Annotated in this window: 26 protein-coding genes and 1 riboswitch; of the genes, 22 read left to right on the top strand and 4 right to left on the bottom strand. The window is 57.2% G+C overall.

Annotation, left to right across the window (positions count from 1 at the left end; all coding sequences use genetic code 11):
* Nucleotides 1–40: 40 nt before the first annotated feature.
* Nucleotides 41–1,477, bottom strand: a complete 1,437-nt coding sequence (locus tag AURMO_RS01755; protein ID WP_110232872.1) for an NAD(P)H-quinone dehydrogenase — start codon at nucleotides 1,475–1,477, stop codon at nucleotides 41–43.
* 39 nt (nucleotides 1,478–1,516) lie between these two features.
* Here AURMO_RS01755 and AURMO_RS01750 point away from each other — a divergent pair, with 39 nt between their 5' ends.
* On the top strand, nucleotides 1,517–2,371 hold the full coding sequence (locus AURMO_RS01750) for a purine-nucleoside phosphorylase (RefSeq protein WP_110232871.1): 855 nt from the start codon (nucleotides 1,517–1,519) through the stop codon (nucleotides 2,369–2,371).
* Here the strand turns inward: AURMO_RS01750 and AURMO_RS01745 are convergent.
* Nucleotides 2,368–3,489 carry an adenosine deaminase gene (locus AURMO_RS01745; protein WP_110232870.1) on the bottom strand — a complete coding sequence of 374 codons (1,122 nt, stop codon included), beginning with the start codon at nucleotides 3,487–3,489 and terminating at the stop codon, nucleotides 2,368–2,370. The two genes, AURMO_RS01750 and AURMO_RS01745, sit on opposite strands and share 4 nt — an antisense overlap.
* A 30-nt stretch (nucleotides 3,490–3,519) precedes the next feature.
* The gene (locus tag AURMO_RS01740; protein ID WP_110232869.1) at nucleotides 3,520–4,644 is read right to left on the bottom strand and encodes a mannose-1-phosphate guanylyltransferase; all 1,125 of its coding nucleotides are present in this window, start codon (nucleotides 4,642–4,644) and stop codon (nucleotides 3,520–3,522) included.
* A gap of 63 nt (nucleotides 4,645–4,707) precedes the next feature.
* Here AURMO_RS01740 and sdhC point away from each other — a divergent pair, with 63 nt between their 5' ends.
* The 4 genes from sdhC to AURMO_RS01720 are packed head-to-tail and all read left to right on the top strand — an operon-like array spanning nucleotide 4,708 to nucleotide 8,184.
* Nucleotides 4,708–5,127, top strand: coding sequence for a succinate dehydrogenase, cytochrome b556 subunit (gene sdhC / locus AURMO_RS01735; RefSeq protein WP_110232868.1), 420 nt, complete (start codon nucleotides 4,708–4,710; stop codon nucleotides 5,125–5,127).
* Nucleotides 5,124–5,576 carry a succinate dehydrogenase hydrophobic membrane anchor subunit gene (locus AURMO_RS01730; protein WP_110232867.1) on the top strand — a complete coding sequence of 151 codons (453 nt, stop codon included), beginning with the start codon at nucleotides 5,124–5,126 and terminating at the stop codon, nucleotides 5,574–5,576. Before sdhC ends, AURMO_RS01730 begins: the two co-directional genes overlap by 4 nt.
* 35 nt (nucleotides 5,577–5,611) lie before the next feature.
* Complete coding sequence (gene sdhA, locus AURMO_RS01725) at nucleotides 5,612–7,426, top strand: succinate dehydrogenase flavoprotein subunit (protein ID WP_110232866.1); 1,815 nt, start codon at nucleotides 5,612–5,614, stop codon at nucleotides 7,424–7,426.
* 2 nt (nucleotides 7,427–7,428) lie between these two features.
* Nucleotides 7,429–8,184, top strand: a complete 756-nt coding sequence (locus AURMO_RS01720) for a succinate dehydrogenase iron-sulfur subunit (RefSeq protein ID WP_110232865.1) — start codon at nucleotides 7,429–7,431, stop codon at nucleotides 8,182–8,184.
* A gap of 86 nt (nucleotides 8,185–8,270) precedes the next feature.
* Here the strand turns inward: AURMO_RS01720 and ptsP are convergent, their stop codons facing one another.
* On the bottom strand, nucleotides 8,271–9,914 hold the full coding sequence (gene ptsP / locus AURMO_RS01715; protein ID WP_110232864.1) for a phosphoenolpyruvate--protein phosphotransferase: 1,644 nt from the start codon (nucleotides 9,912–9,914) through the stop codon (nucleotides 8,271–8,273).
* 216 nt (nucleotides 9,915–10,130) lie between these two features.
* Here ptsP and AURMO_RS01710 point away from each other — a divergent pair, with 216 nt between their 5' ends.
* The 17 genes from AURMO_RS01710 (at nucleotide 10,131) to AURMO_RS01630 (ending at nucleotide 24,560) form a co-directional block, all read left to right on the top strand.
* Entirely contained in the window at nucleotides 10,131–10,892 is a 762-nt protein-coding gene (locus AURMO_RS01710; RefSeq protein ID WP_110232863.1) for a DeoR/GlpR family DNA-binding transcription regulator, read from the top strand.
* Complete coding sequence (locus AURMO_RS01705) at nucleotides 10,889–11,875, top strand: 1-phosphofructokinase family hexose kinase (RefSeq protein ID WP_110232862.1); 987 nt, start codon at nucleotides 10,889–10,891, stop codon at nucleotides 11,873–11,875. Before AURMO_RS01710 ends, AURMO_RS01705 begins: the two co-directional genes overlap by 4 nt.
* Nucleotides 11,872–12,333 (top strand): PTS sugar transporter subunit IIA, encoded by a 462-nt coding sequence (locus AURMO_RS01700; protein WP_110232861.1) that lies wholly within the window; start codon nucleotides 11,872–11,874, stop codon nucleotides 12,331–12,333. Before AURMO_RS01705 ends, AURMO_RS01700 begins: the two co-directional genes overlap by 4 nt.
* Nucleotides 12,333–12,752: a PTS fructose transporter subunit IIB gene (locus tag AURMO_RS01695; protein WP_110232860.1), complete on the top strand. Its 420-nt coding sequence runs from the start codon at nucleotides 12,333–12,335 to the stop codon at nucleotides 12,750–12,752. Before AURMO_RS01700 ends, AURMO_RS01695 begins: the two co-directional genes overlap by 1 nt.
* Nucleotides 12,753–12,840: 88 nt before the next feature.
* Nucleotides 12,841–13,959, top strand: a complete 1,119-nt coding sequence (locus AURMO_RS01690) for a PTS fructose transporter subunit IIC (RefSeq protein WP_239406850.1) — start codon at nucleotides 12,841–12,843, stop codon at nucleotides 13,957–13,959.
* The gene (locus AURMO_RS01685) at nucleotides 13,952–14,227 is read left to right on the top strand and encodes an HPr family phosphocarrier protein (protein WP_110232858.1); all 276 of its coding nucleotides are present in this window, start codon (nucleotides 13,952–13,954) and stop codon (nucleotides 14,225–14,227) included. The genes AURMO_RS01690 and AURMO_RS01685 overlap by 8 nt, the downstream gene beginning before the upstream one ends.
* Nucleotides 14,228–14,299: 72 nt before the next feature.
* Nucleotides 14,300–15,205: a YihY/virulence factor BrkB family protein gene (locus AURMO_RS01680; RefSeq protein WP_110232857.1), complete on the top strand. Its 906-nt coding sequence runs from the start codon at nucleotides 14,300–14,302 to the stop codon at nucleotides 15,203–15,205.
* Nucleotides 15,206–15,222: 17 nt separating this feature from the next.
* The gene (locus AURMO_RS01675) at nucleotides 15,223–16,062 is read left to right on the top strand and encodes an exodeoxyribonuclease III (RefSeq protein WP_110232856.1); all 840 of its coding nucleotides are present in this window, start codon (nucleotides 15,223–15,225) and stop codon (nucleotides 16,060–16,062) included.
* A gap of 8 nt (nucleotides 16,063–16,070) precedes the next feature.
* Complete coding sequence (gene trpS, locus AURMO_RS01670) at nucleotides 16,071–17,081, top strand: tryptophan--tRNA ligase (RefSeq protein WP_110232855.1); 1,011 nt, start codon at nucleotides 16,071–16,073, stop codon at nucleotides 17,079–17,081.
* Between the two features lie 72 nt (nucleotides 17,082–17,153).
* A riboswitch (FMN riboswitch) is annotated at nucleotides 17,154–17,295 on the top strand.
* A gap of 92 nt (nucleotides 17,296–17,387) precedes the next feature.
* Complete coding sequence (gene ribD, locus AURMO_RS01665) at nucleotides 17,388–18,425, top strand: bifunctional diaminohydroxyphosphoribosylaminopyrimidine deaminase/5-amino-6-(5-phosphoribosylamino)uracil reductase RibD (protein WP_239406849.1); 1,038 nt, start codon at nucleotides 17,388–17,390, stop codon at nucleotides 18,423–18,425.
* Nucleotides 18,425–19,051, top strand: coding sequence for a riboflavin synthase (locus AURMO_RS01660; protein WP_110232854.1), 627 nt, complete (start codon nucleotides 18,425–18,427; stop codon nucleotides 19,049–19,051). The genes ribD and AURMO_RS01660 overlap by 1 nt, the downstream gene beginning before the upstream one ends.
* A gap of 1 nt (nucleotide 19,052) precedes the next feature.
* Nucleotides 19,053–20,336: a GTP cyclohydrolase II gene (ribA, locus tag AURMO_RS01655; protein ID WP_110232853.1), complete on the top strand. Its 1,284-nt coding sequence runs from the start codon at nucleotides 19,053–19,055 to the stop codon at nucleotides 20,334–20,336.
* Nucleotides 20,333–20,803, top strand: coding sequence for a 6,7-dimethyl-8-ribityllumazine synthase (gene ribH, locus AURMO_RS01650; RefSeq protein ID WP_110232852.1), 471 nt, complete (start codon nucleotides 20,333–20,335; stop codon nucleotides 20,801–20,803). Before ribA ends, ribH begins: the two co-directional genes overlap by 4 nt.
* A 16-nt stretch (nucleotides 20,804–20,819) precedes the next feature.
* Nucleotides 20,820–21,179: a hypothetical protein gene (locus tag AURMO_RS01645; RefSeq protein ID WP_110232851.1), complete on the top strand. Its 360-nt coding sequence runs from the start codon at nucleotides 20,820–20,822 to the stop codon at nucleotides 21,177–21,179.
* Nucleotides 21,180–21,189: 10 nt separating this feature from the next.
* Nucleotides 21,190–23,130, top strand: coding sequence for an ABC transporter ATP-binding protein (locus AURMO_RS01640; RefSeq protein WP_110232850.1), 1,941 nt, complete (start codon nucleotides 21,190–21,192; stop codon nucleotides 23,128–23,130).
* 96 nt (nucleotides 23,131–23,226) lie between these two features.
* On the top strand, nucleotides 23,227–23,700 hold the full coding sequence (locus tag AURMO_RS01635) for a helix-turn-helix domain-containing protein (protein WP_110232849.1): 474 nt from the start codon (nucleotides 23,227–23,229) through the stop codon (nucleotides 23,698–23,700).
* Nucleotides 23,652–24,560: an IS3 family transposase gene (locus tag AURMO_RS01630; protein WP_110232848.1), complete on the top strand. Its 909-nt coding sequence runs from the start codon at nucleotides 23,652–23,654 to the stop codon at nucleotides 24,558–24,560. Before AURMO_RS01635 ends, AURMO_RS01630 begins: the two co-directional genes overlap by 49 nt.
* Nucleotides 24,561–24,569 lie beyond the last annotated feature (9 nt).

The raw sequence follows: 24,569 nt of genomic DNA, 5'->3' as shown, positions 1-24,569 counted from the left end.
GAATTCTCAGCGGGCCTTCATCGTTTTCGAATCTTGACTGTTACTTGTGCTCCACGGCGTGCAGGGCACGAGCTGCATCCACAATGCTTCCTGCGATGGAGGGGTAGATAGCGAAGCTCTTGGCCACGTCATCGACGGTCAGGCGGTGCTCCACGGCGAGCGCAAGCGGGAAGATGAGTTCTGATGCGCGCGGTGCCACGATGACTCCACCGATCACGGTGCGAGAGGTGGTCGTGGTGATGAGCTTGACGAATCCATCTCGAATACCCTGCATTTTGGCGCGGGGGTTTGCGGTCAAGGGAAGTTTGAAAACAGTACCTCGAATGATGCCCGCTTCGATTTCTGCTTGACTCCAACCCACCGAGGCAACCTCAGGCTGAGTAAAGATGTTCGCAGCCACGTTGCGCTCATCAAACGGGGTCACAGCGTCACCGAGGGCGTGGAAGGCCGCCGTGCGACCTTGCATCATCGCCACAGAAGCCAGGGGCAAAGCAGCTGAGCAGTCCCCCACACCATAAATGTTGGGAACAGAAGAACGGGCAACACGGTTGACCACGATGCGGCCGGCACTATCCAGTTCAACGCCTGCTTCTTCTAAGCCAAGACCTGCCGTGTTGGGAATGGATCCCACAGCGATCAAACAGTGACTTCCGTCAATGGTCTGACCATCAGCAAGCGTCACCTTCACACCGGTGTCGGTGCGCTCGACCTTTTCCATGCGTGCTTTCGACATGAGCGTCATGCCTCGCCGAATAAAGACTTCTTCCAATACGGCAGCTGCATCCGCATCTTCGCCAGGAAGCACGGTGTCGCGGCTGGAGACCAAGGTCACTTTGGAACCCAAAGATGAATAAGCAGAAGCAAACTCCGCACCGGTCACACCAGAGCCGACCACAATCATGTGCTCAGGTAGTTCGGTCAAGTTATAGAGCTGTGTCCAGGTGAGGATGCGCTCACCATCAGGCTTGGCGGTGTCGAGAACACGAGGGCTTGCCCCGACGGAGACAATGATGGTGTCTGCTTCAATGCGGTCAAAATCAGTGCCACCAGGACCGGTGGCAGCAATCACGGCGTGAGTGCCATCGAGGCGACCGTGGCCTGGAATGAAGTTCACACCAGCCTTCTTGAGAGCCTTTTGCATGTCTTCAGATGTGTCGTGAGCTAGCCCTAAGAGACGCTTGTTCACTGTGGCGAGGTTGATAGAGACTTCAGGCTTGCGTGCTTTACCGTCGTCACCTTTGACGTAGTACTGCACACCCAGCTCATCCGAGCGTTCCAGTGTGGAGGTGAACTCAGCGGTGGCGATGAGAGTCTTGGAAGGAACAACATCGGTGAGAACGGCTGAGCCACCGACACCCGAGCGTTCAATGAGGGTTACTTCTGCTCCGAGCTGGGCTGCTGCCAGTGCTGCTTCGTAGCCACCGGGGCCACCCCCCAAAATTGCAATGCGCTGCTTGCGTTCAAACTCAAAAGCCATGCCCTTATTCTCGCACTACGAGAGCAATAGGCTGGGCGTATGTCGAACGCAGGTGAGTGGGGTTTCAACCCACTGGAAGACCCTTCCCAAGATCCTGCTGAAATAGCCAAGCAGGCCGCCTTTGAGATTGCCGTTGCCACCGGCATCGGCCACCATGACATCGCCTTGACTCTGGGTTCTGGCTGGGGCGCCGTCGTAGACGTGATTGGCAAGACCACCGAGGAAATCCCCGCCGAAGAGATCACGGGCTTCAGTGCCTCAGGCATTGCTGGACACCTGGGCACCATTCGCAGTGTGATTCTTCCCAGCAATAAGCGCCTGTTGGTGATTGGTGCCAGAACACACCTTTATGAAGGCGGTGGGACCCCAGGTTTTGTGCGCCGTGTGGTGCACAGTGTCAGAACCGCTGCGGCAGCGGGTGCCAAGACAATGGTGCTCACCAATGGGGCAGGGGGCATCCGTCCCGCTTGGCAGCCAGGCACCCCGGTGCTCATCAAGGACCACCTCAACCTCACCGGCACTACTCCCATCGAGGGTGCAACCTTCATCGACATGACGAATATCTACACACCCGCACTTCGTGAACTAGCTCAGAGCGTCGACCCTTCACTCGGCGAAGGAGTGCTCGCTCAAGTCCCAGGGCCGCAATATGAGACGGCAGCAGAAATCCAGATGTTGCGTGGCTATGGAGCAGACTTGGTCGGAGCATCGGTTGCCTTGGAGGCAATGGCGGCTAAACAAGCTGGAATGGAAGTCCTAGGCCTTACCTTGATTACGAACCAAGCAGCAGGAATCTCGCCCACTCCCCTATCGCACCGCGAAGTCGTCGAGGCAGGCACGAAAGCAGAACCTCGCGTCAGCGATTTACTGGCAAAGATACTCGAACGTATTTAGCGCGCGAGCTGAACGGCTTCAACGAAGCCATCCGAGATGGCATCGGCGAGCACTTCGCGGTCTTCCAGCGGAAGGAAAGCGGAAGCTGCGGCATTGTGCTGGAAGGTTTCGAGATCTGCCAAGCCATAGGCGAACACATCAGCAACGAGCCACAGTTCTCTCGACAGTGATGTTCCGCTTTGCAAGCGGTTATCAGTGTTGACCGTGACAGTCATTCCCAGTTGATACAGCAGATCGAAGGGGTGGTCCATGATGTCCTCACCCCAGGCAGCAATCGCTCCGGTTTGCAGGTTTGAAGAAGGAGAAAGTTCCAAAGTGATGCCTCGGTCTTTCACCCACTGCGAAAGCAAGCCCAGGGAGACAAAAGTGGCGTTCTCATCAGAGCCATCAATACTGATGTCTTCTGCCAGCCGAACACCATGACCTAATCGCAATGCATGTCCGTCGTTGATTGCACTCTCGATGCTCGGCCGACCGTCTGCTTCGCCGGCGTGGATGGTGACAGGGAAGTATTCGCTTGCGAGATAGTCAAAGGCTTCCTTGTGAAGAGATGCGGGGAAGCCCAGTTCTGCACCAGCAATATCGAATCCCACCACACCGTTATCGCGGTGGCGCACGGCGAGCTGGGCAATCTCAAGACTACGGTCTGCGTGACGCATCGCGGTGATCAGCTGACCGATGCGGATGGACTTGCCATCGGCAGCAGCATCTTCGATGCCCTGCTCAATTCCTTCTTGAACGTATTCCACGACCTGGTCCAGCGTGAGCCCTTTGGTGAGGTGCTGTTCTGGCGCCCAGCGCAGCTCGCCATAGATCACGCCATCGTTGGCGAGGTCAATCACGGACTCGCGGGCAACGCGGGTCAGACCTTCACGAGTCTGCATCACAGCACAGGTCAGATCAAAGGTCTTGAGATATTCCACGAGGGAGCCTGAGTTGGACTGGTCAGCAAACCACTGACCTAAACCTTCAGCATCCAGAACAGGCAGTTCAATACCTTCTGCCTCCGCCAACTCAATGATGGTGGCGGGGCGCAGACTGCCATCGAGGTGATCGTGCAGAGAGATCTTGGGCAGGGTACGCACGTCGACGCCATCAATTACGTATTCAGTAGACATTGGTTTCTTTCAAGGGAGGTTGGGTAAGTGTTAAAGAACGTCGTCGCGACCGGAGATGCGCAGGGCATCCACCACAGACTTCACCTTCTGCGCATTGGCAGTGGTGGTGACCAGCAGAGCATCAGGAGTGTCAACAACAACAATGTCCTTTACGCCGACAAGTGCGATGGTGCGACCGGTGTCGGTGATGAGGATTCCCGAGGAAGCATCGGAGAGAACACGAGCACCTTCACCCAAGATGGCAAGGTCCTTCTTGTAACCAGAGGAGTGCAGCTTGGCAATCGAGGCAAAGTCACCCACGTCATCCCAGTCGAACTCACCCGGAATGACGACGAGCTTGCCGGCGGCAGCCGCAGGTTCTGCCACGGCGTAGTCGATGGCAATCTTCTTGAGGGTCGGCCAAATCTTGTCCACGGCAGGTCCACGCTTGGCGTGGTCATCCCAGACCTCAGCCAGCGCGACAACACCGGCGTGAAGTTCTGGTTGGGTCTTGGCTAGTTCTTCGAGAAGTACGGCTGCCTTGGTGATGAACATGCCTGCGTTCCACAGGTAGTCGCCACTTTCGACATATTCCTCAGCAGTGTGAGCGTTGGGCTTTTCCACGAAGGAGTCGACCTTGAGCGCTGAAGGAGCACCTTCCAGCTCAGTTTCTTCCGTTGCGTGGATATAGCCAAATCCGATGGCGGGCTCGGTGGGAACGATTCCGATGGTGGCAATGAAGCCGGCGCGGGCTGCTTCGACAGCCTCAGCGACGGCCATGTTGAAGAATCGGGTGCCCTTGATCACGTGGTCAGCTGCGAAGGAACCGATGATGACTCCAGGCTCGCGCTTTTCCAAAATGGCCGCTGCCAGACCAATGGCGGCTGAGGAGTCGCGTGGCTCGCTTTCCAGCACCACGTTGAGATCTGCGAGCTCGGGGAGCTGTTCTTCTACTGCTGCGCGGTGTGCACGGCCGGTGACAACCATGACGCGCTGCTCACCAGCAAGCGGTGCCAAACGGTCCCAGGTGTCCTTGAGCAGGGAACTACCCGAACCAGTGAGATCGTGCAGGAACTTCGGGGCATCCGCACGCGATAAAGGCCAGAGCCGGGAACCTATTCCACCGGCCGGAATAACCGCGTAGAAGTCGGTCAGGGGCGTCGTTAGTCGTGCCATAACACCAGACTACTGGGCGTAAAGTTAGGACAAGTTATTGCCCACAACCAAGGAGGGTTGTTCGTGTCAGCTGTCACGGCACCACGCTCAGAAAAGAAGCCCCGTCCGGGCGGCACGCTTTACCGCGGCTACACCGGTATGTGGTCTTGGGTTCTGCACCGTATTACCGGTGTGGCCATCTTCTTCTTCCTACTCGTCCACATTCTCGACACCGCTTTGGTGCGTGTCAGCCCTGAGGCGTATAACGCCGTCATCGGCACCTACAAGACCCCCATCATGGGTCTGGGTGAAATCGGACTGGTCGGAGCAATCCTGTTCCATGCCCTCAACGGTCTGCGCATCATCCTGGTCGACTTCTGGAGCAAGGGCGTGAAGTACCAGCGCACCATGTTCTGGGTTGTCATCGGCCTGTGGGTAGTACTGATGGCAGGATTCCTGCCTCGTCAGATTGCCAACATCATCCTGGAGGTGAACGGACAGTGAGCACCGTAGACGCACCCCGTAGCCCCTATGCCCGCACCCAGCGCTCCGGCACCAACTGGGAAAAGTGGGGATGGATGTACATGCGCGCCTCAGGCGTCGTGCTCGTCGTCCTCATCTTCGGTCACCTGTTTGTGAACATGGTCTCCGGTGAAGGTGTCCGCGCTATCGACTTCGCATTCGTTGCCGGCAAGTGGGCTTCCCCCTTCTGGCAGGTATGGGATCTGCTCATGCTCTGGCTTGCCCTCATTCACGGCGCCAACGGTATGCGCACCATCATCAACGACTACTCGAGCTCACCAGTACTGGGCAAGGTGCTCCGCGGAGCAGTCTTCGCCTCTGCTGCTGTGCTCATCATCCTGGGCACCCTGGTGATCTTCACTTTCGATCCCTGCCCTTCGGTCAGTCCAGATCAGCTCGGCATGCTGCCCTCGTTCTGCCCACCCCAGTAATTCTTTAGATCACCTTTAACTACGGAGTATCCCTCGTGGCAACCAAGAGCAACGACACGTACGAAGAAACCAAGCTCGTCGACGGCGTTTACTACCACCAGCACGATGTTGTCATCGTGGGTGCTGGTGGCGCAGGTATGCGTGCAGCGATTGAGGCTGGCCCCAACGCCCGCACCGCTGTGATCAGCAAGCTCTACCCCACTCGCTCGCACACCGGTGCAGCACAGGGCGGTATGGCTGCAGCGCTGGCCAACGTGGAAGAGGACAGCTGGGAATGGCACACCTTCGACACCGTCAAGGGTGGCGACTACCTGGTTGACCAGGATGCTGCTGAGATCCTGGCCAAGGAAGCTATCGACGCGGTTATCGACCTCGAGAACATGGGTCTTCCCTTCAACCGCACACCCGACGGCAAGATTGACCAGCGTCGTTTCGGTGGCCACACTCGTGACCACGGTAAGGCACCTGTTCGTCGCTCCTGCTACGCAGCTGACCGTACCGGTCACATGATTCTTCAGACCCTGTTCCAGAACTGCGTGAAGCTCGGTATCGAGTTCTACAACGAGTTCTATGTTCTTGATCTCGTCATGGTTGACGTCAAGGGCAAGCAGGTTCCTGCTGGTGTTGTGGCTTACGAACTCGCAACCGGAGACCTGCACGTCTTCCAGGGCAAGTCGATCGTCTTCGCTACTGGTGGTTTCGGCAAGATCTACAAGACCACCTCCAACGCACACACCCTCACCGGTGATGGCGTCGGCATCATCTGGCGTAAGGGTATTCCTCTCGAGGACATGGAGTTCTTCCAGTTCCACCCCACCGGCCTTGCCGGCCTCGGCATTCTCTTGACTGAGGGTGCTCGTGGTGAAGGTGCCATCTTGCGTAATGCTTCCGGTGAGCGCTTCATGGAGCGCTACGCCCCCACCATCAAGGACCTCGCTCCTCGTGACATCGTCTCGCGCTGCATGGTTCAGGAAGTGGCTGAAGGCCGCGGCGCGGGCCCCAACAAGGACTACGTTCTCCTGGACTGCACCCACTTGGGTGCTGAGGTTCTGGAAACCAAGCTTCCTGACATCACCGAGTTCGCTCGCACCTACCTGGGTGTTGACCCCGTGGTTGAGCCTGTTCCCGTGATGCCAACTGCTCACTATGCCATGGGTGGTATTCCTACCAACATCAAGGCTGAGGTTCTCTCCGACAACGACACCGTCATCCCTGGCCTCTACGCCGCGGGTGAATGTGCGTGTGTCTCTGTTCACGGTTCCAACCGTCTCGGCACCAACTCGCTGCTGGACATCAACGTGTTCGGTAAGCGTGCTGGTCGCTACGCCGTGGAATACGCGAAGACCGCCAAGTTCGTGCCACTGCCCAAGGACCCTGCAGGTCCCATCCGCGACATGATCGAATCCATCCGCAACGCTTCGGGCACCGAGCGTGTTCCTGCACTCCGTAAGGAACTGCAAGAAGAGATGGATAAGAACGCACAGGTTTTCCGCACCGAAGATTCTCTCAAGTCGGTCACCAAGACCATTGAGAAGCTCCGCGAGGAATACAAGAACATCTCAATCCACGACAAGGGAAAGCGTTACAACACTGACCTTCTCGAGGCTGTCGAGCTGGGCTTCCTGCTCGACCTTGCAGAGGTTGTTGTCTACTCAGCCCGTAACCGTAAGGAAAGCCGTGGTGGTCACATGCGCGACGACTTCCCCAACCGCGATGACAAGAAGTACATGAAGCACACCATGGCGTACCTCTCAGGTGACGCTAAGAGTGATGACGCTGGTGACCACATCAAGCTTGATTGGAAGCCTGTTGTTATTACCAACTACCAGCCCATGGAGAGGAAGTACTAAGAATGGCTACCGACGTCGCTACTCAGGCAGCCGTACCCGAGGTACAGGCTTTCAACATCACGCTGATTATTCGTCGCTTCCTTCCTGAAATCGATGAAGAAGCTCGTTGGGAATCCTTCGATGTTGAGGTCTACTCAACTGACCGTATTCTCGATGCACTGCACCGCATCAAGTGGGACCAGGACGGATCACTCTCCTTCCGTCGCTCGTGTGCTCACGGTATTTGTGGTTCCGACGCCATGCGTATCAACGGTCGCAACCGTCTAGCCTGCAAGACCTTGATCAAGGACTTGGACATTACCCAGCCCATCTACGTTGAAGCCATCAAGGGTCTGCCCCTCGAGAAGGACCTCATCGTCGACATGGAGCCTTTCTTCGCTGCCTACCGCGAAGTCAAGCCCTTCCTCATTGCCAACTCGTCACCTGAGCCTGGCAAGGAACGTCGCCAGAGTATTGAAGACCGCGAGCGCTTCGACGACACCACCAAGTGCATCTTGTGTGCAGCCTGCACCACCAGCTGCCCCGTGTTCTGGACTGATGGACAGTACTTCGGTCCTGCCGCCATCGTCAACGCCCACCGCTTCATCTTTGACTCTCGTGATGACGCAGGCGATGTTCGCCTCGACATCCTCAACGACAAAGAGGGCGTGTGGCGCTGCCGCACCACCTTCAACTGCACCGACGCATGCCCTCGTGGCATCCAGGTCACGCAGGCTATTGCCGACGTGAAGCAGGCTGTTCTGCGTGGACGAGCATAAGCACTAGTTCTTACTAAAAAGACCCGGCCCTTTGAGGAAGGCCGGGTCTTTTTGTAGTTCCACAGGTCGTCTCCCCTGCAGAAGTTTTACTCGCTGCCGAGCTTGCGTGCTTCGGCTGCGGTGCGACCATTCAGTGCACGAGCAGCACGAGCTTTGGCTTCGTCGAGAGTGACAGTAAGAAGTGCGGCACGAACTTCTGCCAGAGCGGCAGGAGTCATGCTCAAGGTGGTGACACCGAGACCAACGAGAACAATGGCCAGGTTGGGGTCAGCTGCTGCTTCACCACAGACGCCCACAGGCTTACCCGAGGCTATGCCCGCGTCACCAAGCTGCTTGATCAAGCGCAGCACAGCAGGGTGCCACGGGTCTTGGTAGGAACCGACGGTGCCGAGCATGCGGTCCGCTGCCATCGTGTATTGGGTGAGGTCGTTGGTTCCGATGCTGACGAAGTCAGCGGTTTCGAGAACCTGGTCTGCAACAAGAGCCAGTGAAGGAACTTCTGCCATGACGCCCGGAACGCGCAGACCTAATTCGCGGCACAGTCCCACGAAGTAGTCGGTCTCTTCTGCGTCAGCAACCATGGGTGCCATGACCCACAGGTCTGCTTCGGTCTTGTTCTGGGCGTTGACCAGTGCGGTGAGCTGATCGCGCAGGATGTTTTCCTTCACGCGCAGTGCACGAATACCGCGAAGACCCAGAGCGGGGTTTTCTTCGTGAGCTTCGTTCAAGAATGAGAGGGGCTTGTCAGCGCCGGCATCGAGTGCGCGAACGACAACCTTCTTGCCAGGGAATGCTTCGAGCAGTTCGGTGTATTGAACTTCCTGCTCAGCAACAGTAGGTGCCGTGGCGGAGTCAAGGAAGAGGAACTCGGTGCGGAACAGGCCCACACCTTCAGCGCCGAGCGCAATAGCGCCGGCTGCTTCTTTAGGAGATCCGAGGTTAGCCAGCAGGGGAACCTTGTGGCCGTCTTTCAAAGCACCATCAGTAATAGGTGCATTAGATGCTTCAAGCCATTCCGCACGCTTGACCAAGGCTGCCTCAACATCAGCAGCAGAAACACCTGCGGTGACGGTGGAGGTGGCAGCGTTGACAACCACGAGGGTGTCATCGGTCAGTGACTCCGCACCAGCCCCCACACCCACGATCGCAGGGATGGACTTAGCTCTTGCCAAGATGGCGGTGTGAGAAGTGGGACCACCATCACGGGTGACGAGGGCGAACACCTTGGTGAAGTCAAGAAGTGCCGTGTCTGCAGGAGCGAGATCGTGAGCCACAAGAATGAAAGGCTCGTCTGACTCAGGGACACCGGGAGCAGGAACTCCACGCAGGTGAGCAATCACACGCTGGGCAACATCGGCGAGGTCAGCAGCACGCTCACCCATGTAGCCGCCCATGCCTTCGAGCATCTTCTGGAACGAAGCGAACGCATCGAAGACGGCGCGCTCAGCGGTCTTACCAGCCTCAATACGCTTAGCAATGTCTTTCGCCAGTGCTGGGTCGCCAGCCATCAGGGCCTGTGCGTCGAGAACATCTTTAGCTTCGCCACCAGCCTTAACACCGCGTTCGCGCAGCCATTCACCCACAGCAGCGAGAGATACGTTGGCAGCAGCAATCTCAGACTCTGCATCAGCAGTGCGTTCGATGTCCGCTGGTTCAGCCAGGGGCTCGGGCATGCGCTTGACGGGGCCAGCTGCGATTCCGCGGCCTACGCCGATTCCGGTGAGCTCCATTGCTGCTCCTTGAGGGGTAAAGACCTACTCAATTCTTCATCAAGGAGGGCTTGTCTATGTTGGTTAAGTTCTGGGTTGCCGTTTGCAAACGGACACAAACATTAACTTTACCCCCCTTTTATGTTGACAAACAAGTGGAATCGGGAGTAAAAAAAGACAAACAAACATTTTGCTGGCATAATGTTTGAAGCAACGTCCGCTAGACAATGGAGTCCCATGTACGCACCTGAACGCCACCAGGCCATTTTGGCCAAGGCGCGTCATCAGGGACGCGTGGAAGTTCGCTCCCTCGCCGAAGAACTCGATGTCACTCCCGAGACCATTCGTCGCGATCTCACCGCTTTAGAGCGTCGTGGTTTGCTGCACCGTGCACACGGTGGCGCTATTCCTATTGACCGCCTCAGCGTTGAACCAGATGTGTCTTACCGTGAAGGCATGCTCTCGGATGAGAAAGAGCGCATTGCACGCATGGCTCTCTCCGAAGTTCCCCAGGGTGGCTCGATCATCATCGATGCTGGTACCACCACTGCTCGCCTAGCTGCTCTCCTTCCTCAGGACATCGACCTCACCGTGGTAACCAACTCGATTCCTATCGCAGCTGTTCTGGCAACGCGTCCCAACATTCAGCTGCACCTGCTTGGTGGCCACGTACGCCCCCTCACCTTGGCCATGGTTGGCTCCTGGCCAGAGGATGCTCTGCGCTCGCTCTCGGTCGATGTTGCATTCCTCGGCATCAACGGCTTGACCCCTGAGCGCGGTCTCACCACTCCTGACCTCGAAGAAGCTCGTATCAAGAGCGCCTTCGTGGATGCAGCTCGTCGCACCGTCGTCCTGGCTGACCACACCAAGTTTGGTCGTGAAGACTTCGGTCACGTGGCACCACTCAGCCGCATCGACACCGTCATCACCGACAGCTCAATTGATAATGAGCACCTGCTCGAAATCGAAATGGCCGGCCCTGATGTGGTGGTCGCATGATCATCACTCTGACCGCGAACCCCAGCGTTGATCTGACTCTCGAGTTAGAGTCCTTCACCACAGGTGAAGTTAATCGCGCAACGGGCAAGCACAAGGATCCTGCGGGCAAGGGAATTAACGTTGCACGTGCTCTGCACAAGAACAACATCACCACCGCAGCTGTATTCCCCGCAGATGTAACCGTGGGTGGCTGGATTGAGTCAGCACTCAGCGATACGGGCATTCAGACCATGACCACCCGCATTGCCGATGAGGTTCGTCAGAACATCACCATCGTGGATGCACACGGCGACACGACCAAAATTAATGAAGCTGGTCCATTTCTCACTGAAGCAGAGAGTGCGTCTCTACTCGCACAGATTTCTGGGGTGCTCGAAACTTCTCCACGCTGGTTGGTTGCCGCTGGAAGTCTTCCACGCGGACTCGATGGCTCCTTCTATGTTGCTCTCGGCAAGCTTGCACACCAGCACGGTGTTCGCTTTGCTGTGGATACCTCCGGTGGTGCGTTTGCTTCGGTGGCTCACGCCGGCGTCGCCGATTTGATGAAGCCCAACCACGAAGAGTTGGAAGAACTTGCGGGCCGCGAACTCCCCACCGTCGGTGACGTTGTTGGGTTCGCTCAGAGCCTGCTCGGCAACGACGATGCTGCCATCGTGGTGAGCCTGGGAGAGAACGGTGCCTTGCTTGTGAACAAGCGTGGCAGCGTCTGGGCCGGTCACGAGCCTGTCACTCCCGACAGCACCGTCGGTGCCGGTGACAGCACTTTGGCTGGATATCTCAGTGCCGACGTGACAATTTCTGAAGAACTTTTTGGGCACGTAGATGGCGACATTACGCGGATTTCGACCGCTGTTGCCTGGGGCTCGGCAGCTGTGCAGCTGCCTGCAACCACTGTGCCAGGACCAAAAGACATTACTATTACGGCAGTTCACACTGTCATCAATCCCAGTCTCACCACCGCCATTAAGGAGCTCCACGTATGACTGACGCAACCGCAGCACTGACTACCGAAGACATCGTCATCGTTGGTTTGGTTGCTGAAACCAAGGAAGACGCAACCCGCCAGCTAGCTGTCAAGCTCGCTAACGATGGTCGCGTTACTGACCTCGACGGCTTCCTTGCCGACGTTCGTGCTCGAGAGGAGCAGATGGCAACCGGCCTCCCCGGTGGTATCGGTATCCCCCACGCACGTTCCGCCCACGTCACCGTACCTTCGGTAGCTGTGGCAACCAGCGTTGATGGTGTGAACTTCGGAGCCGCTGATGGCCCCGCACACCTCATCTTCTTGATCGCTGCACCAGATGGTGCAGACGACAAGCACCTTCACATCCTCGCTGCACTTGCCCGCAAGCTCGTGCACGAAGACTTCCGCCAGTCACTGCGCGACGCCAACACCGGTGCCGAGATCGCAGCCATCATCACACGAGAGGTACAGTCCTAATGACCAAGATCGTCGCCGTAACATCCTGCATCACCGGTATTGCCCACACCTACATGGCAGCTGAAGCTCTCGAGCAGGCAGCCAAGAAGGCTGGCTACGAAATCACCGTAGAGACCCAGGGCTCCGCAGGTTCTTCCCCCATGAAGCAGTCGACCATCGACGCTGCTGACGTGGTAATTTTCGCAACCGACCTCGAGGTCAAGGATCGCGCTCGCTTCGCTGGCAAGCCTTTCCTTCAGATCGGCGTAAGCAAGGCACTTGCTGACGCAGAGAACGTTGTTGCAAAAGCTGTGAGCTCCATCGACACCCTTCCAAAGGATGCCGGTAGCGCTCCCAAGGCTGCAGCACCCGCCGCAGCTTCAAAGCCCGCCAGCGACACGGGTGAAAAGAAGGGCTTCTTTGCCCGCCTTTTCAGCTAGTCAAGGCGTAGCTTTTTCATAGAGTTCTTGCTGAGACGGCAAGATCTGTAACACCAAACAAAATGCAATGAGGCATTGGAGGCCACAATTGTCTAACAACTCAGGAACAGGAACACGCATCCGCCAATGGCTGATGACCGGTGTTTCCTACATGATCCCCTTCGTGGCGGCCGGCGGTATCCTTATCGCTCTGTCGTTCATGATCGGTGGTTATGACATCGTTTACCAGGACCAGGCTGAGTTCCTGGCTAAGGGTTTCAACCCTCTAGCCGCTCACGACTGGGCTTATGTCATGTTCGCCGTTGGTGCTGCTACCTTCGGTTTCCTCGTACCAGTCCTTTCGGGCTTCATCGCTTACGCGATTGCTGACCGTCCCGGTCTGGCTCCAGGTTTCGTTGGTGGTGCCATCGCTGGTACCGTCGGCGCTGGATTCCTCGGTGGTCTTATCACCGGTTTCCTCGGTGGTTTCGTAGCTCTGTGGCTTAGCCGCATCAAGCTCCCCAACTGGCTGCGTCCGCTCATGCCAGTTGTTGTGATCCCACTGGTTGCAACCTTCATCACCGCTGGTCTGATGCTCGTCATCCTCGGAGGTCCTCTCAAGGCCCTCATGACCGCTCTGAACGACTGGCTGACCGGACTCTCCGGTGGAAGCCTCATTGGTCTGGGTATCATCCTCGGCCTCATGATGGCATTCGACATGGGTGGTCCTGTCAACAAGGTTGCTTACACCTTCGCAGCTGCTGGTCTTACTGAGGCTGGCGCTTCGGCAGACGCAAACGACCCTCGTTTCGTCATCATGGCAATCGTCATGGCTGCAGGTATGACTCCTCCTCTGGGTCTCGCACTCGCGACTGTTCTGCGTAAGAACAAGTTCTCGAACGCTGAGCGTCAGAACGGTAAGGCTGCCTGGCTGCTCGGTGCATCCTTCATCACTGAAGGTGCTATCCCCTTCGCCGCTGCTGACCCACTGCGCGTGATCCCTTCGATCATGATCGGTTCGGGTGTATCTGGTGCTCTCGTTGCAGCCTTCGGCTGCACCCTGCGCGCACCTCACGGTGGTCTGTGGGTATTCGGCCTCGTGGGCAACTGGCCCATGTACCTCATTGCAGTTGCAATCGGTACGGTCGTAACCGCTCTCCTCGTTATCGTCGCAAAGAACATCAAGCCTGGTGTCTCCGACGAAGCACTGGAGGAAGCAGTTGCCTAAAGCTCAGAGAACCGTCACTGTTGGTTCGCGCGTTGGACTTCACGCTCGTCCAGCCAGCACTTTTGTGCAGGCTGTAGGAGCTACCGGTCACGACGTCACGATTACTAAGCCAAACGGTGACAACGCAGATGGTGCCAGCATCCTCTCGGTGCTCGCTCTCGCTGTCGGACACGGAGAAGAACTCGTACTCGACGTCGAAGGTGACAACGCTGAGGCTGTTGCCGATGAGCTGGCTAGCCTGCTCACATCTGACCTCGACGCTGACTAATAGTTAGCGGGGCTCTTTGGCCCGTGGGTTCTTCAAAGGAATCCACGGGCCTTTCCCTTTAAGCTGGCAGGTATGAAGAAGATGCTGACCTGGGCAAAGGCACAACTGCCCTACCGCGTCTACAAGTCTTATTCAGCAGCCGGAGGTAACCTCCTGGCTGCCGGCATGTCCTTCCAAGCGGTCTTTGCCACCTTCGCAGCTATCTGGGTTGGCTTTAGCCTCACCGGCATCTTCCTCGCGGATCGACCAGATATTCGCAGAGCAGTGATCGCGTTCATCAACGCCCAGGTGCCCGACCTCATTCGCACCGGTGGACCTATTGATCCCAAGGTGCTTGAGTCCATGACCAGCTTCGGCTGGACCGGCGGCTTGGCGGTCGTTGTCGTTCTCTACACCGCCATCAACTGGTTGAATTATGTCCGCACTGCTGTGCGAACAATTTTCTCTCTTCCCCAGTCCACGGTGAACTACATTCTGCTCAAGGTCTATGACCTTGTCCTCGCATTGATTTATGTCATCTTCGTTTTGCTAAGTGCCACGGCAACGGTGGGACTCACCAAACTCTCTGGGCTCGTCTTTCCCGAGCTGGGGATCGCCGACAAAAGCGGAATTGGCAAGATTGTCTTTCAGGTCATCGGCCTGTTTGTCGTCTTCCTCTTTGACACCGCGGTGCTGGCCGCCATTATTCGCATCTTGAGCGGGGTGCCCATCCCCTGGCGCATTTTGCGCAACGGAACACTACTTGGTGGTTTTGCCCTCATGGCATTGAAGGTGTTGGGGTCATATGTGCTCACCCGCCCTGAAAGTAACCCACTGCTAGCCAGCTTCACCGTGTTTATTGGTCTTTTGATTTACTTCAACTTTGCGTCGCGGATTTATCTCCTGGCAACCAGTTGGGTGGCCGTGAGTATGAGAGAATCTGGCACCGCCATGCAAGACCTCGGTTGGGTCGTGCCCCACCGTCACCACGTGAACTAGCCCAATAGAATTAGGGCATGTCAGTCCGCATTGCCACCGTCAACGTCAACGGTGTTCGCGCCGCCTTCCGCAAAGGAATGGGTGACTGGCTGAACACTCGTGGCATCGACATTCTTGCCCTGCAAGAGGTGCGTGCATCGACCGAAGACCTCGAAGAACTCCTCGGTCCTGACTGGAACATCCTGCACGATGCTGCCACCGCCAAGGGCCGTGCTGGTGTTGCACTAGCTAGCCGCAGCACGGCTGAGATTCACCGCGTGAGTCTCGGTGCTGACGACTTTGACACCGCAGGACGCTGGCTCGAAGCCGACTACAAGATCGGCGACAAGATCCTGACCGTCGTGAGCACCTACGTTCACTCCGGTGAAGTGGATACTCCCAAGCAGGTGGAGAAGTTCAAGTTCCTTGAAGCCATGCAGGAGCGTTTGCCTGAACTGGCCAAGCACACCGACTACGCACTTGTTGTGGGTGACCTCAACGTTGGCCACACCGAGCTGGACATCAAAAACTGGAAGGGCAACGTTAAGCGTGCTGGCTTCCTGCCCCAGGAGCGCGCCTACTTTGACCGCTTCATGGGTCCAGCAGGAGAAAACGTAACTGGACCTGACGGTTCCACCGGCACTGGCCTGGGCTGGGTTGATGTGGGCCGCGAAGCAGCCGGCCAAGTTCCTGGCCCCTACACCTGGTGGTCGTGGCGTGGTCAGGCATTCGATACCGATGCTGGTTGGCGCATTGATTACCACCTCGCCACCCCTGCCCTCGCTGCCCTTGCTTCCAACTACACCGTCGACCGCGCTGAGTCCTATGACACTCGCTGGTCAGACCACACCCCCGTCGTCGTCGACTACAACCTCTAGGACTTCTCATGACTAAGCCCGTCATTCTTTCCGGAATGCAGCCCTCGAGCGACTCCCTCCACCTCGGAAACTACATCGGTGCTCTGGGTAACTGGGTCACCATGCAGGACGAGTTCGATGCGTTCTATTGCGTTGTTGACCTCCACGCCATCACGGTTCCCCAGGACCCGAAAGAACTGCGTGAGCGCACCCGCTCCACCGCAGCGCAATACATCGCTGCCGGTATCGACACCGACAAGTCGACCCTGTTCATTCAGTCCCACGTCCAGGCCCACACCCAGATTGCGTGGGTGCTCAACACCATCACCGGTTTCGGTGAAGCCAGCCGCATGACTCAGTTCAAGGACAAGTCGGCCAAGCAGGGTGCTGACGCAGCATCTGTGGGTCTGTTCACCTACCCGATCCTCATGGCTGCAGACATCCTGGCGTATCAAGCAAATGTTGTTCCCGTCGGTGAGGACCAGCGTCAGCACCTCGAGCTCACCCGCGATCTCGCGATGCGTTTCAACTCACGCTTTGGCGAGACCTTCACCATCCCTGAGGGCCACATCCTTAAGGAGACCGCCAAGATCTATGACCTGCAGACCCCGACAGCGAAGATGTCGAAGTCGGCAGAGACTGAAGCCGGGCTCCTCAAGATCATGGATGACCCTGCCGTGACCGCCAAGAAGGTCATGCGTGCGGTAACCGACGCAGATGGTGAGATCCGCTTCGACCGCGAGAACAAGCCTGGTGTGGCAAACCTGCTCACCATCTTCTCGGTGCTCTCTGGTCGCTCCATCGATGACCTGGTCAACGAATATGCCGGTGGTGGCTATGGCGGGCTGAAGAAAGATTTGGCTGAGCAGGTCACCGCTAGCTTCACCCCCATCCGCGAGCGCACCAACGAGCTCCTCTCAGACCCAGCAGAGCTTGACCGCATCTTGGGCAAGGCAGCTGACCGTGCATCAGAGGTCGCAGATGCGACTCTGGCGAAGGTATATGACGCTATTGGCCTTCTTCCACGCCACCACGGCTAAGCACGCTCTCAGCGAATCCGCAGGTACTCGCCTCGCGAGGAATAAACCCACCGGCTAGACTGTTTTCTAGAGCAACGCGCTTCGGGGTCAGTGAAAATCTGAGCCGGCGGTTATAGTCCGCGACCCTCATGAACAGGCCACCAGGCCCGAGGATGAGGTTGATCTGGTGAAATTCCAGGACCGACGGTTAAAGTCCGGATGGGAGAACGCGCGCGGCAGGTTACTTTTTGTACCCTGTCGAGTTCGGTTGTCGCCATGGCACCCGTCTACCCGAAGCACGCCTCACCTGAATGAGAGCACCGGTAGATGGACCACACAACACCTTCGACTGCCTACGAGGCACCGATGCGTCGCGCCATCGCACTGGCTGGCAATGGCCCTAGCAACGGGGTTAACCCGCAAGTGGGTTGTGTTGTACTGAACTCTGCCGGCACCATCATCGCCGAGGGTTGGCACCGTGGAGCAGGCACCGCCCACGCAGAAGTTGATGCCCTCAGCCAGCTCACCCCTGAACAAGCTCAGGGCTCGACATTCGTTGTCACCTTGGAACCCTGCAACCACACCGGTCGCACCGGTCCCTGCGCGCAGGCACTGATTGAAGCCGGCGTCGGAACGGTTGTCTATGCCGCTACTGACCCCGGTTACGCCTCTTCTGGTGGTGCGCAGCGTCTGCGTGACGCCGGCATTGAGGTTATTGGTGGCGTGCTCGAGAATGACGTAGAAGAACTCCTGGAAGAGTGGATGTTGGCAGCCCGCCTGCACCGACCCCACGTCACCGTCAAGTGGGCAGCAAGCCTGGACGGCCGTGCAGCAGCGCACGATGGCACCAGCCAGTGGATCTCTGGTCCTGAGTCTCGTGCCCGCGTGCACGAACAGCGTGCGGCAGCAGATGCCATTGTGGTCGGGACAGGTACTGTCCTTGCAGACAACCCTTCGCTGACTGCCCGCACTCCCGAAGGTGGTCTGCATGATCACCAGCCTGTGCCAGTGATTATTGGAAAGCGCAACGTTCCTGGCGATGCACTCGTCCACGAGCACCCCCTAGAGCCACTCATCATTGGTCACAATGATCTCCACGCTGCCCTGAGTGAAATGTTCGACAACGGCATTCGCTCCGTCTTCGTCGAAGGTGGTCCCACCCTGGCCAGCGCTTTCATCGCTGCTGGTTTAGCCGATCGCCTGTACATCTATCTCGCACCTGTGCTGCTCGGTGGAGACAAGGTTGCCCTGGGAGACCTGGGCGTGGGCACACTTGCTGACCGGATAGACCTCAACATCTCCTCTGTCGAACGCCTCGGTGCAGACATTTTCATCACTGCAACACCAAACCGGAAGGACGCGTAATGTTTACCGGCCTCATTGAAGAACGCGGCACCATTACCGCAATTGAACAGCTTCCAGATGCTGTGCGCCTGACCGTGTCTGGCAACACTGCGTTGCAGGGCGTCCAGCAGGGCGACTCCATTGCCGTCAGTGGCGTGTGCCTGACCGTGGTGGAGCACGATGCCACTTCTTTCACGGCAGACGTGATGGAACAGACTCTGGCCATGACCACGATGCGCAATGCTTCCGTGGGACTACCCGTCAACCTGGAGCGCGCTGCAGAACTGGGCAGTCGCCTTGGCGGCCACATCGTGCAGGGCCATGTCGATGGCACTGCCGAAGTTCTGTCCATCACTCCGAGCGAAGACTGGACCGTGATTCGCTTTGGTCTCAGCCGTGAGCTAGCTCCCCTGCTCGTGGACAAGGGCTCGATCACCGTGGACGGTGTCTCCCTCACCGTGAGCAACATCAGTGCTCCTTCGGAAAGCTCCCAGTGGTTTGAAGTCTCTCTCATTCCGGAAACCCTCGCAGTGACTACCCTCGGGCTTCGTTCCGTCGGTGATTCCGTCAACCTCGAAACCGACATTATTGCCCGCCAGGTCGCACGCATGCTGGCCTTCCTTCCCCAACAGAATGCAGGTGCCTAACATGGCTCTCACTCCTATCCCCGAAGTCCTTGAGGCACTCAAGGCTGGACGCATCGTGCTCGTGGCCGATGACGAAGGCCGCGAGAACGAAGGCGACGCCATCATGGCGGCCGAATTCGCCACCAAGGAATCCATTGCCTGGATTGTGAAGCACTCCTCTGGTTTGCTGTGTGCTCCGATGTCTCGCGACGTGGCTGACCGCCTGAACTTGCCCATCATGATTGAGCGCAACCAGGACACCCGCAAGACCGCGTACACCATCACGGTGGACGCTGCCGAGGGCATCACCACTGGTATTAGCGCCTCTGACCGTGCTCTCACTATGCAGGTGTTGGCTAACCCTGATGCTGTTCCCCACGACCTCATCCGCCCAGGTCATGTGCTTCCTCTGCGTGCAGTGGATGGTGGTGTTCACGAACGCCCTGGCCACACCGAGGCAGCCGTGGATCTCATGCGCCTTGCTGGTCTGCAGCCTGTCGGTGTCATTGCTGAGGTTGTTGACGAAGACGGCGACATGATGCGCATGCCAGGCCTTGAGAAGCTCGCTGAACGCGAAAACATGCCCTTGACGACCGTGGCAGCACTCATTGACTACCTGGAAGCACACCCGCTTCCCGCACGCGTTGAGGGCGAGCTAGACGCCCACCGTGTGGCCTTTGAAGTGGAGACCAACGTCCCCACCGAAAACGGCACCTTCCGCATGCGCGGATACCGCGACCAGGCCACCGGCACGGACCACGTGGCAATTGTTGCGGGAAACCCTGATGGTGAAAATGTGTTGGTTCGCGTTCACTCTGAGTGCCTCACTGGTGAAGCACTGCACTCGCTCAAGTGCGAGTGTGGCCCACAGCTGGATGAAGCTCTGCGCATGATCGAGGCAGATCCTGCTGGCGGCGTTGTTCTCTACATGCGCGGTCAAGAAGGCCGTGGCATTGGCTTGGTCAACAAGTTCAAGGCATACAAGCTCCAAGAACAAGGCCTCGACACCCTCGATGCCAACCTGGCTCTGGGGTTCCCTGCCGATGCGCGTGACTACACTGCCGCAGCACGCATGCTCGATGAGATGGGCATCAGCTCAGTTCGACTACTCAGCAACAACCCTGAGAAGAAGCGTCAGCTCGAGCAGTTCGGTATCAAGATCAACGACCTCGTTCCCTTGGTCGTGGGTCTGGGTGAATTCAACACCGGCTACCTCAACGTGAAGCGTGACCGCATGGGTCACCAGCTTCCCGGAACGCTTCCCGCAATTGATCCAGCCCCGAAAACTAAGGAAGTCACCGCATGAGTGGCGCAGGCTCCCCCGAAATTACCGTTGATGGCACAGGACTGAACGTCGTCATCGTCGCAGGTCAATGGCACGACGTCATTACCAACGCCATGATTGCTTCTGCTCAGCGCACCATCGAAGCTAGTGGTGCAACGCACTCCCTGGTTCGGGTGGCAGGAAGTTTTGAGCTTCCCGTCGTGAGCAAGGCTGTCCTCGAGGCAGGCGCTGATGCCGTGGTCGCTCTTGGTGTCATTATTCGTGGTGGCACACCCCACTTCGAGTTTGTCTCTGACGCGGCCACCAGTGGTTTGACCCGTGTTTCTCTCGACACCGGAAAGCCTGTTGGCTTTGGTGTGCTCACGCTCGATGACGAGCAGCAGGGCCTGGACCGTTCCGGCCTGCCCGGGTCTAAAGAAGACAAGGGTGCTGAAGCAGCACTTGCTGCCTTAGAAACCGCTGTGACCCTTCGCGCCATTCGGGGCTAGTGGTTAGGCTGGGGCTATGGAACTTTTAGTCACAATCCTCGTCATCCTGCACTTCGTTGGTCTGTCCTACCTTCTGGGTGCTTTCCTGCTCCAGATTAAAGACATCATCAAGGGCAAGGGTCGCGTTGTTCGCGGCATGCTCGACGGTGCTTACACTCAGCTCGTCACCGGCTTGGCCCTAACCGGCATCTACTCAGCAGGTCTCGTTGAGGATGAAGAAGTCAACAACACCAAGATTGCCGTGAAGCTTTCAGTGCTCATCGTGATCACGGTTCTAGCGATCGTCTTCCGCAAGCGTGAGGTTGCACCCTCCTGGGTTCTCTGGACCATCGGTGGCCTGACTCTGCTCAACGTTGTTCTCGCTGTCGCCTGGTAACTAGGACCTCATGAGTTCACCCCGCATGGGTCGTCGTTCACCGACCCCGGAAAATTCTTCCACTGCGCCCAAAGCTAGTTTCGGGCAGCTCATGCCCTATTTGCTTGAACACAAGAAGGTTCTCTCCTTCGTCATTGTGCTCAGCGTGATTGGTGCTGCCGCGTCCCTGGCACAGCCGCTTCTTGTCGGGCAGGTGATTAACCGCGTCAGCGCGGGAGAACTCATGGGCAACTTGGTCTGGTTGCTGATTGGGTTGGTGGTTGCTACCGCGCTCATCAATGGTTTCCAGCACTACTTGCTCCAGCGCACCGGTGAAGGTGTTGTGCTCTCATCCCGGCGTCGCCTGGTCGGACGCATTCTGCGCCTGCCGATCAGTGAATTCGACACTCGTCGCACCGGTGACCTGGTCTCTCGCGTGGGCTCAGACACCACCTTGCTGCGTGCTGTGTTGACCCAGGGATTGGTGGAGGCAATTGGTGGCTCACTCACCTTTGTCGGAGCCATCATTGCCATGGCGATTATTGACCCTGTTTTGCTCGGGCTCACTGTCCTGGTTGTGTTCAGCGCCATCACCATCGTGACGCTGCTCTCCAGGCGCATTCGCGTGGCCAGCCGCAAGGCTCAGGCCAAGGTGGGTGAACTTGCTGCATCGGTGGAGCGCGCTATTTCAGCCGTCCGCACTGTGCGCGCAGCAAATGCCACTGACCGTGAAATTAAGGTCGTGGAAGAAGAGGCCGAAGGCGCCTGGCGCATGGGCATCAAGGTTGCCAAGATCTCGGCACTCGTTGTTCCTGTTGCCGGTATTGCCATGCAGGTAGCCTTCCTCACCGTGCTCGGTGTCGGTGGTTACCGCGTTGCTTCCGGTGCCATTACCGTGGCCAACCTGGTGACCTTCATCCTGTTCTTGTTCATGATGATCATGCCGTTGGGTCAAGCCTTCGGTGCGATTACTTCGGTGAATTCTGCTCTGGGTGCACTGGGACGCATTCAAGAAATCATTGCTCTGCCCAGTGAAGGTGAATTCGACCGCGACCTGGCTCCCCTGGCCGTGGTTGATGGTGGTGCTCGTGGCGCCGTGAAGAACTCCCCCGTGGCCGTCGAGTTCCTTGACGTTAGGTTCTCTTATCCGAAACTGGTTCTTCCCGTGGAAGAGGATGAGAGCACAACAGACCCCACCGCCAGGATGTCTCGAGCCGAGAAAGCTCGCATCAAGGCAGGCGGTGCGGCTGGTGAAGCTCTCGCTGAAGAAGCAAAGCCCGAGATTGACGCCCCTGAAATCCTCAAGGGTGTTTCCTTCTCCGTAGCTCACGGAACCCGTGCAGCACTTGTTGGACCTTCGGGCGCAGGTAAATCCACCATTTTGGGGCTCATTGAACGTTTCTATGACCCAGGCTCCGGTGAGATCCGTCTCGGTGGCGTGGACATCAAGGCACTGCCTCGTGAAGACCTGCGTGCCCAGATTGGCTATGTGGAACAGGATGCTCCTGTACTTGCAGGGTCGTTGCGTGACAACCTCTTGCTGGGCTCCCCCGATGCCACCGATGAGCAGTGCATTGCCGTGCTGGCAGATGTGAACCTCTCCACCGTGCTGGAGCGCAGTGGACTGGGCTTGGATGCTCCCGTCGGCGAAGAGGGCGTCATGCTCTCCGGTGGTGAACGTCAACGTCTGGCAATCGCGCGTGCACTGCTGGCAGCACCTCCGGTGCTGCTGCTCGATGAGTCCACCTCAAGCCTGGATGGCGCCAACGAGCAACTCATGCGTGAAGCCATTGATCGTGTTGCCCAGGACCGAACGCTCATCATTATTGCTCACCGACTCTCCACCGTGGTCGATAGCGATCAAATCATCGTGTTGGAGAACGGCGCAGTGGTGGGAACCGGAACGCACTCCGACCTGGTCAAGACCACCCCGCTCTATAAGGAACTGGCTAAGCACCAACTTCTGGTTTAGAGCATCGCAGTCAATGAAGAAGGCCCCTCCATCTGAACTGAACCCCAAAAGTGGGACTCGTAATTAAGAGTCTCTACTTGAAAGGGAAGAAAGTTCATGGATCTCAGGGTCAAACATTCACTCGAAACCCGCATCGAAGTCGCAAGACTTTTTGATGCGGGTTTTGGTTTTCATGCCATTGCTACACAACTCGGTCTCAAGCGGGAATCTGTGCGTAATTGGCACGACCAATATATGCAGGGTCGTCTTTTAGACTCAGCTGTTATGGGCAATAAAAAGTATTCGCCTCAGTTGAAAATTGCAGCTGTTGAGAAGTTCCTCTCTGGAACGCCGAAGCAGGATGTTCTTGTCGAGTTCGATATCTCAACTCGCGCCGTGTTCGATAAATGGGTTGTTCTTTATCGCAACGAGGGACCTGAGGGTTTGTCGAAAACTGCGGGACGCAAAGCTCGTGGTGATGGGCCGATGACGCCTGAAGAAGAACTTGCGTTTCTTCGAATGGAGAACGAGATTCTAAAAAAATGGGTAGCTCTAGCCCAGGAGGAAGATCGACGGCTTTCCGGTCTTTGATCGTCACTGAGCTGGAGCACAAATACCCCACACGGGCTGTTTTGAAGGCGGTGGGGTTATCTGTCTCCACCTACTATCGCCACCGCTCCAAAACTCCACACGACCGTTATGAGCAGCTTCGACCGCTACTTCGTGAGGTCTTTGATGGTTCTTATCGTTCTTATGGTTATCGGCGCATTCGCGCCGTTCTTGCCACCAAGCATGGTCTCCGGCTCAGTGGGAAGACGGTGTTGAAGTTGATGCGTCAAGAAGGCCGCACATGCCAAGTTCGACGACGGAAGAGATACAAGTCCTACCGGGGCGAGATTGGCAAGGCAGCGCCAAACGTGTTGGCGAGAAACTTTGACGCCACGCAGCCGTCGAAGAAATGGGTCACGGACGTTACTGAGTTTTATGTCCTGGGGCAGAAGCAATATCTCTCACCGGTGATTGATTTATTCAACCGTGAAGTGATCTCCTATGAACTAGCACCATCACCGGTGATGGGTTTAGTCACAGGAATGTTGGAGAAAGCCTTCACGCAGCTCAAGCCAGGCACTGGGTTGGTGATGCATTCAGATCAGGGATGGCATTACCGTCATGCTGGCTATCAACTCGCGTTGAAACAACGAGGGATTACCCAATCAATGTCACGCAAAGGCAACTGTCTCGACAACGCAGTTGCAGAGAACTTCTTTGGACACTTCAAAGAAGAATTCCTACGTCAACACACCTTCACCAGCATGCCCCAGTTCAAGCGAGAACTAGAGAAATACATTCACTGGTTCAACCACGAACGCATCCAAGAAAAGTTAAAGGGACTGAGCCCGGTTGACTACCGGACACAGTCCCTTGCAAACTTAGAAACGACTCCCAATTAGAACTCCCAC

The sequence above is a fragment of the Aurantimicrobium photophilum genome, assembly GCF_003194085.1.
Lineage (GTDB): Bacteria > Actinomycetota > Actinomycetes > Actinomycetales > Microbacteriaceae > Aurantimicrobium > Aurantimicrobium photophilum.
The sequence above is the reverse complement of the archived record's forward strand: the minus strand, read 5'-3'. Positions and strand labels throughout refer to the sequence as shown.

Coding starts and splice junctions, on each gene's coding strand:
- AURMO_RS01755 (WP_110232872.1), bottom strand. CDS start 1,477: ATGGCTTTTGAGTTTGAACGCAAGCAGCGCATTGCAATTTTGGGGGGT.
- AURMO_RS01750 (WP_110232871.1), top strand. CDS start 1,517: ATGTCGAACGCAGGTGAGTGGGGTTTCAACCCACTGGAAGACCCTTCC.
- AURMO_RS01745 (WP_110232870.1), bottom strand. CDS start 3,489: ATGTCTACTGAATACGTAATTGATGGCGTCGACGTGCGTACCCTGCCC.
- AURMO_RS01740 (WP_110232869.1), bottom strand. CDS start 4,644: ATGGCACGACTAACGACGCCCCTGACCGACTTCTACGCGGTTATTCCG.
- AURMO_RS01720 (WP_110232865.1), top strand. CDS start 7,429: ATGGCTACCGACGTCGCTACTCAGGCAGCCGTACCCGAGGTACAGGCT.
- ptsP (WP_110232864.1), bottom strand. CDS start 9,914: ATGGAGCTCACCGGAATCGGCGTAGGCCGCGGAATCGCAGCTGGCCCC.
- AURMO_RS01710 (WP_110232863.1), top strand. CDS start 10,131: ATGTACGCACCTGAACGCCACCAGGCCATTTTGGCCAAGGCGCGTCAT.
- AURMO_RS01705 (WP_110232862.1), top strand. CDS start 10,889: ATGATCATCACTCTGACCGCGAACCCCAGCGTTGATCTGACTCTCGAG.
- AURMO_RS01700 (WP_110232861.1), top strand. CDS start 11,872: ATGACTGACGCAACCGCAGCACTGACTACCGAAGACATCGTCATCGTT.
- AURMO_RS01695 (WP_110232860.1), top strand. CDS start 12,333: ATGACCAAGATCGTCGCCGTAACATCCTGCATCACCGGTATTGCCCAC.
- AURMO_RS01680 (WP_110232857.1), top strand. CDS start 14,300: ATGAAGAAGATGCTGACCTGGGCAAAGGCACAACTGCCCTACCGCGTC.
- AURMO_RS01675 (WP_110232856.1), top strand. CDS start 15,223: ATGTCAGTCCGCATTGCCACCGTCAACGTCAACGGTGTTCGCGCCGCC.
- trpS (WP_110232855.1), top strand. CDS start 16,071: ATGACTAAGCCCGTCATTCTTTCCGGAATGCAGCCCTCGAGCGACTCC.
- ribD (WP_239406849.1), top strand. CDS start 17,388: ATGGACCACACAACACCTTCGACTGCCTACGAGGCACCGATGCGTCGC.
- AURMO_RS01660 (WP_110232854.1), top strand. CDS start 18,425: ATGTTTACCGGCCTCATTGAAGAACGCGGCACCATTACCGCAATTGAA.
- ribA (WP_110232853.1), top strand. CDS start 19,053: ATGGCTCTCACTCCTATCCCCGAAGTCCTTGAGGCACTCAAGGCTGGA.
- ribH (WP_110232852.1), top strand. CDS start 20,333: ATGAGTGGCGCAGGCTCCCCCGAAATTACCGTTGATGGCACAGGACTG.
- AURMO_RS01645 (WP_110232851.1), top strand. CDS start 20,820: ATGGAACTTTTAGTCACAATCCTCGTCATCCTGCACTTCGTTGGTCTG.
- AURMO_RS01640 (WP_110232850.1), top strand. CDS start 21,190: ATGAGTTCACCCCGCATGGGTCGTCGTTCACCGACCCCGGAAAATTCT.
- AURMO_RS01635 (WP_110232849.1), top strand. CDS start 23,227: ATGGATCTCAGGGTCAAACATTCACTCGAAACCCGCATCGAAGTCGCA.
- AURMO_RS01630 (WP_110232848.1), top strand. CDS start 23,652: ATGGGTAGCTCTAGCCCAGGAGGAAGATCGACGGCTTTCCGGTCTTTG.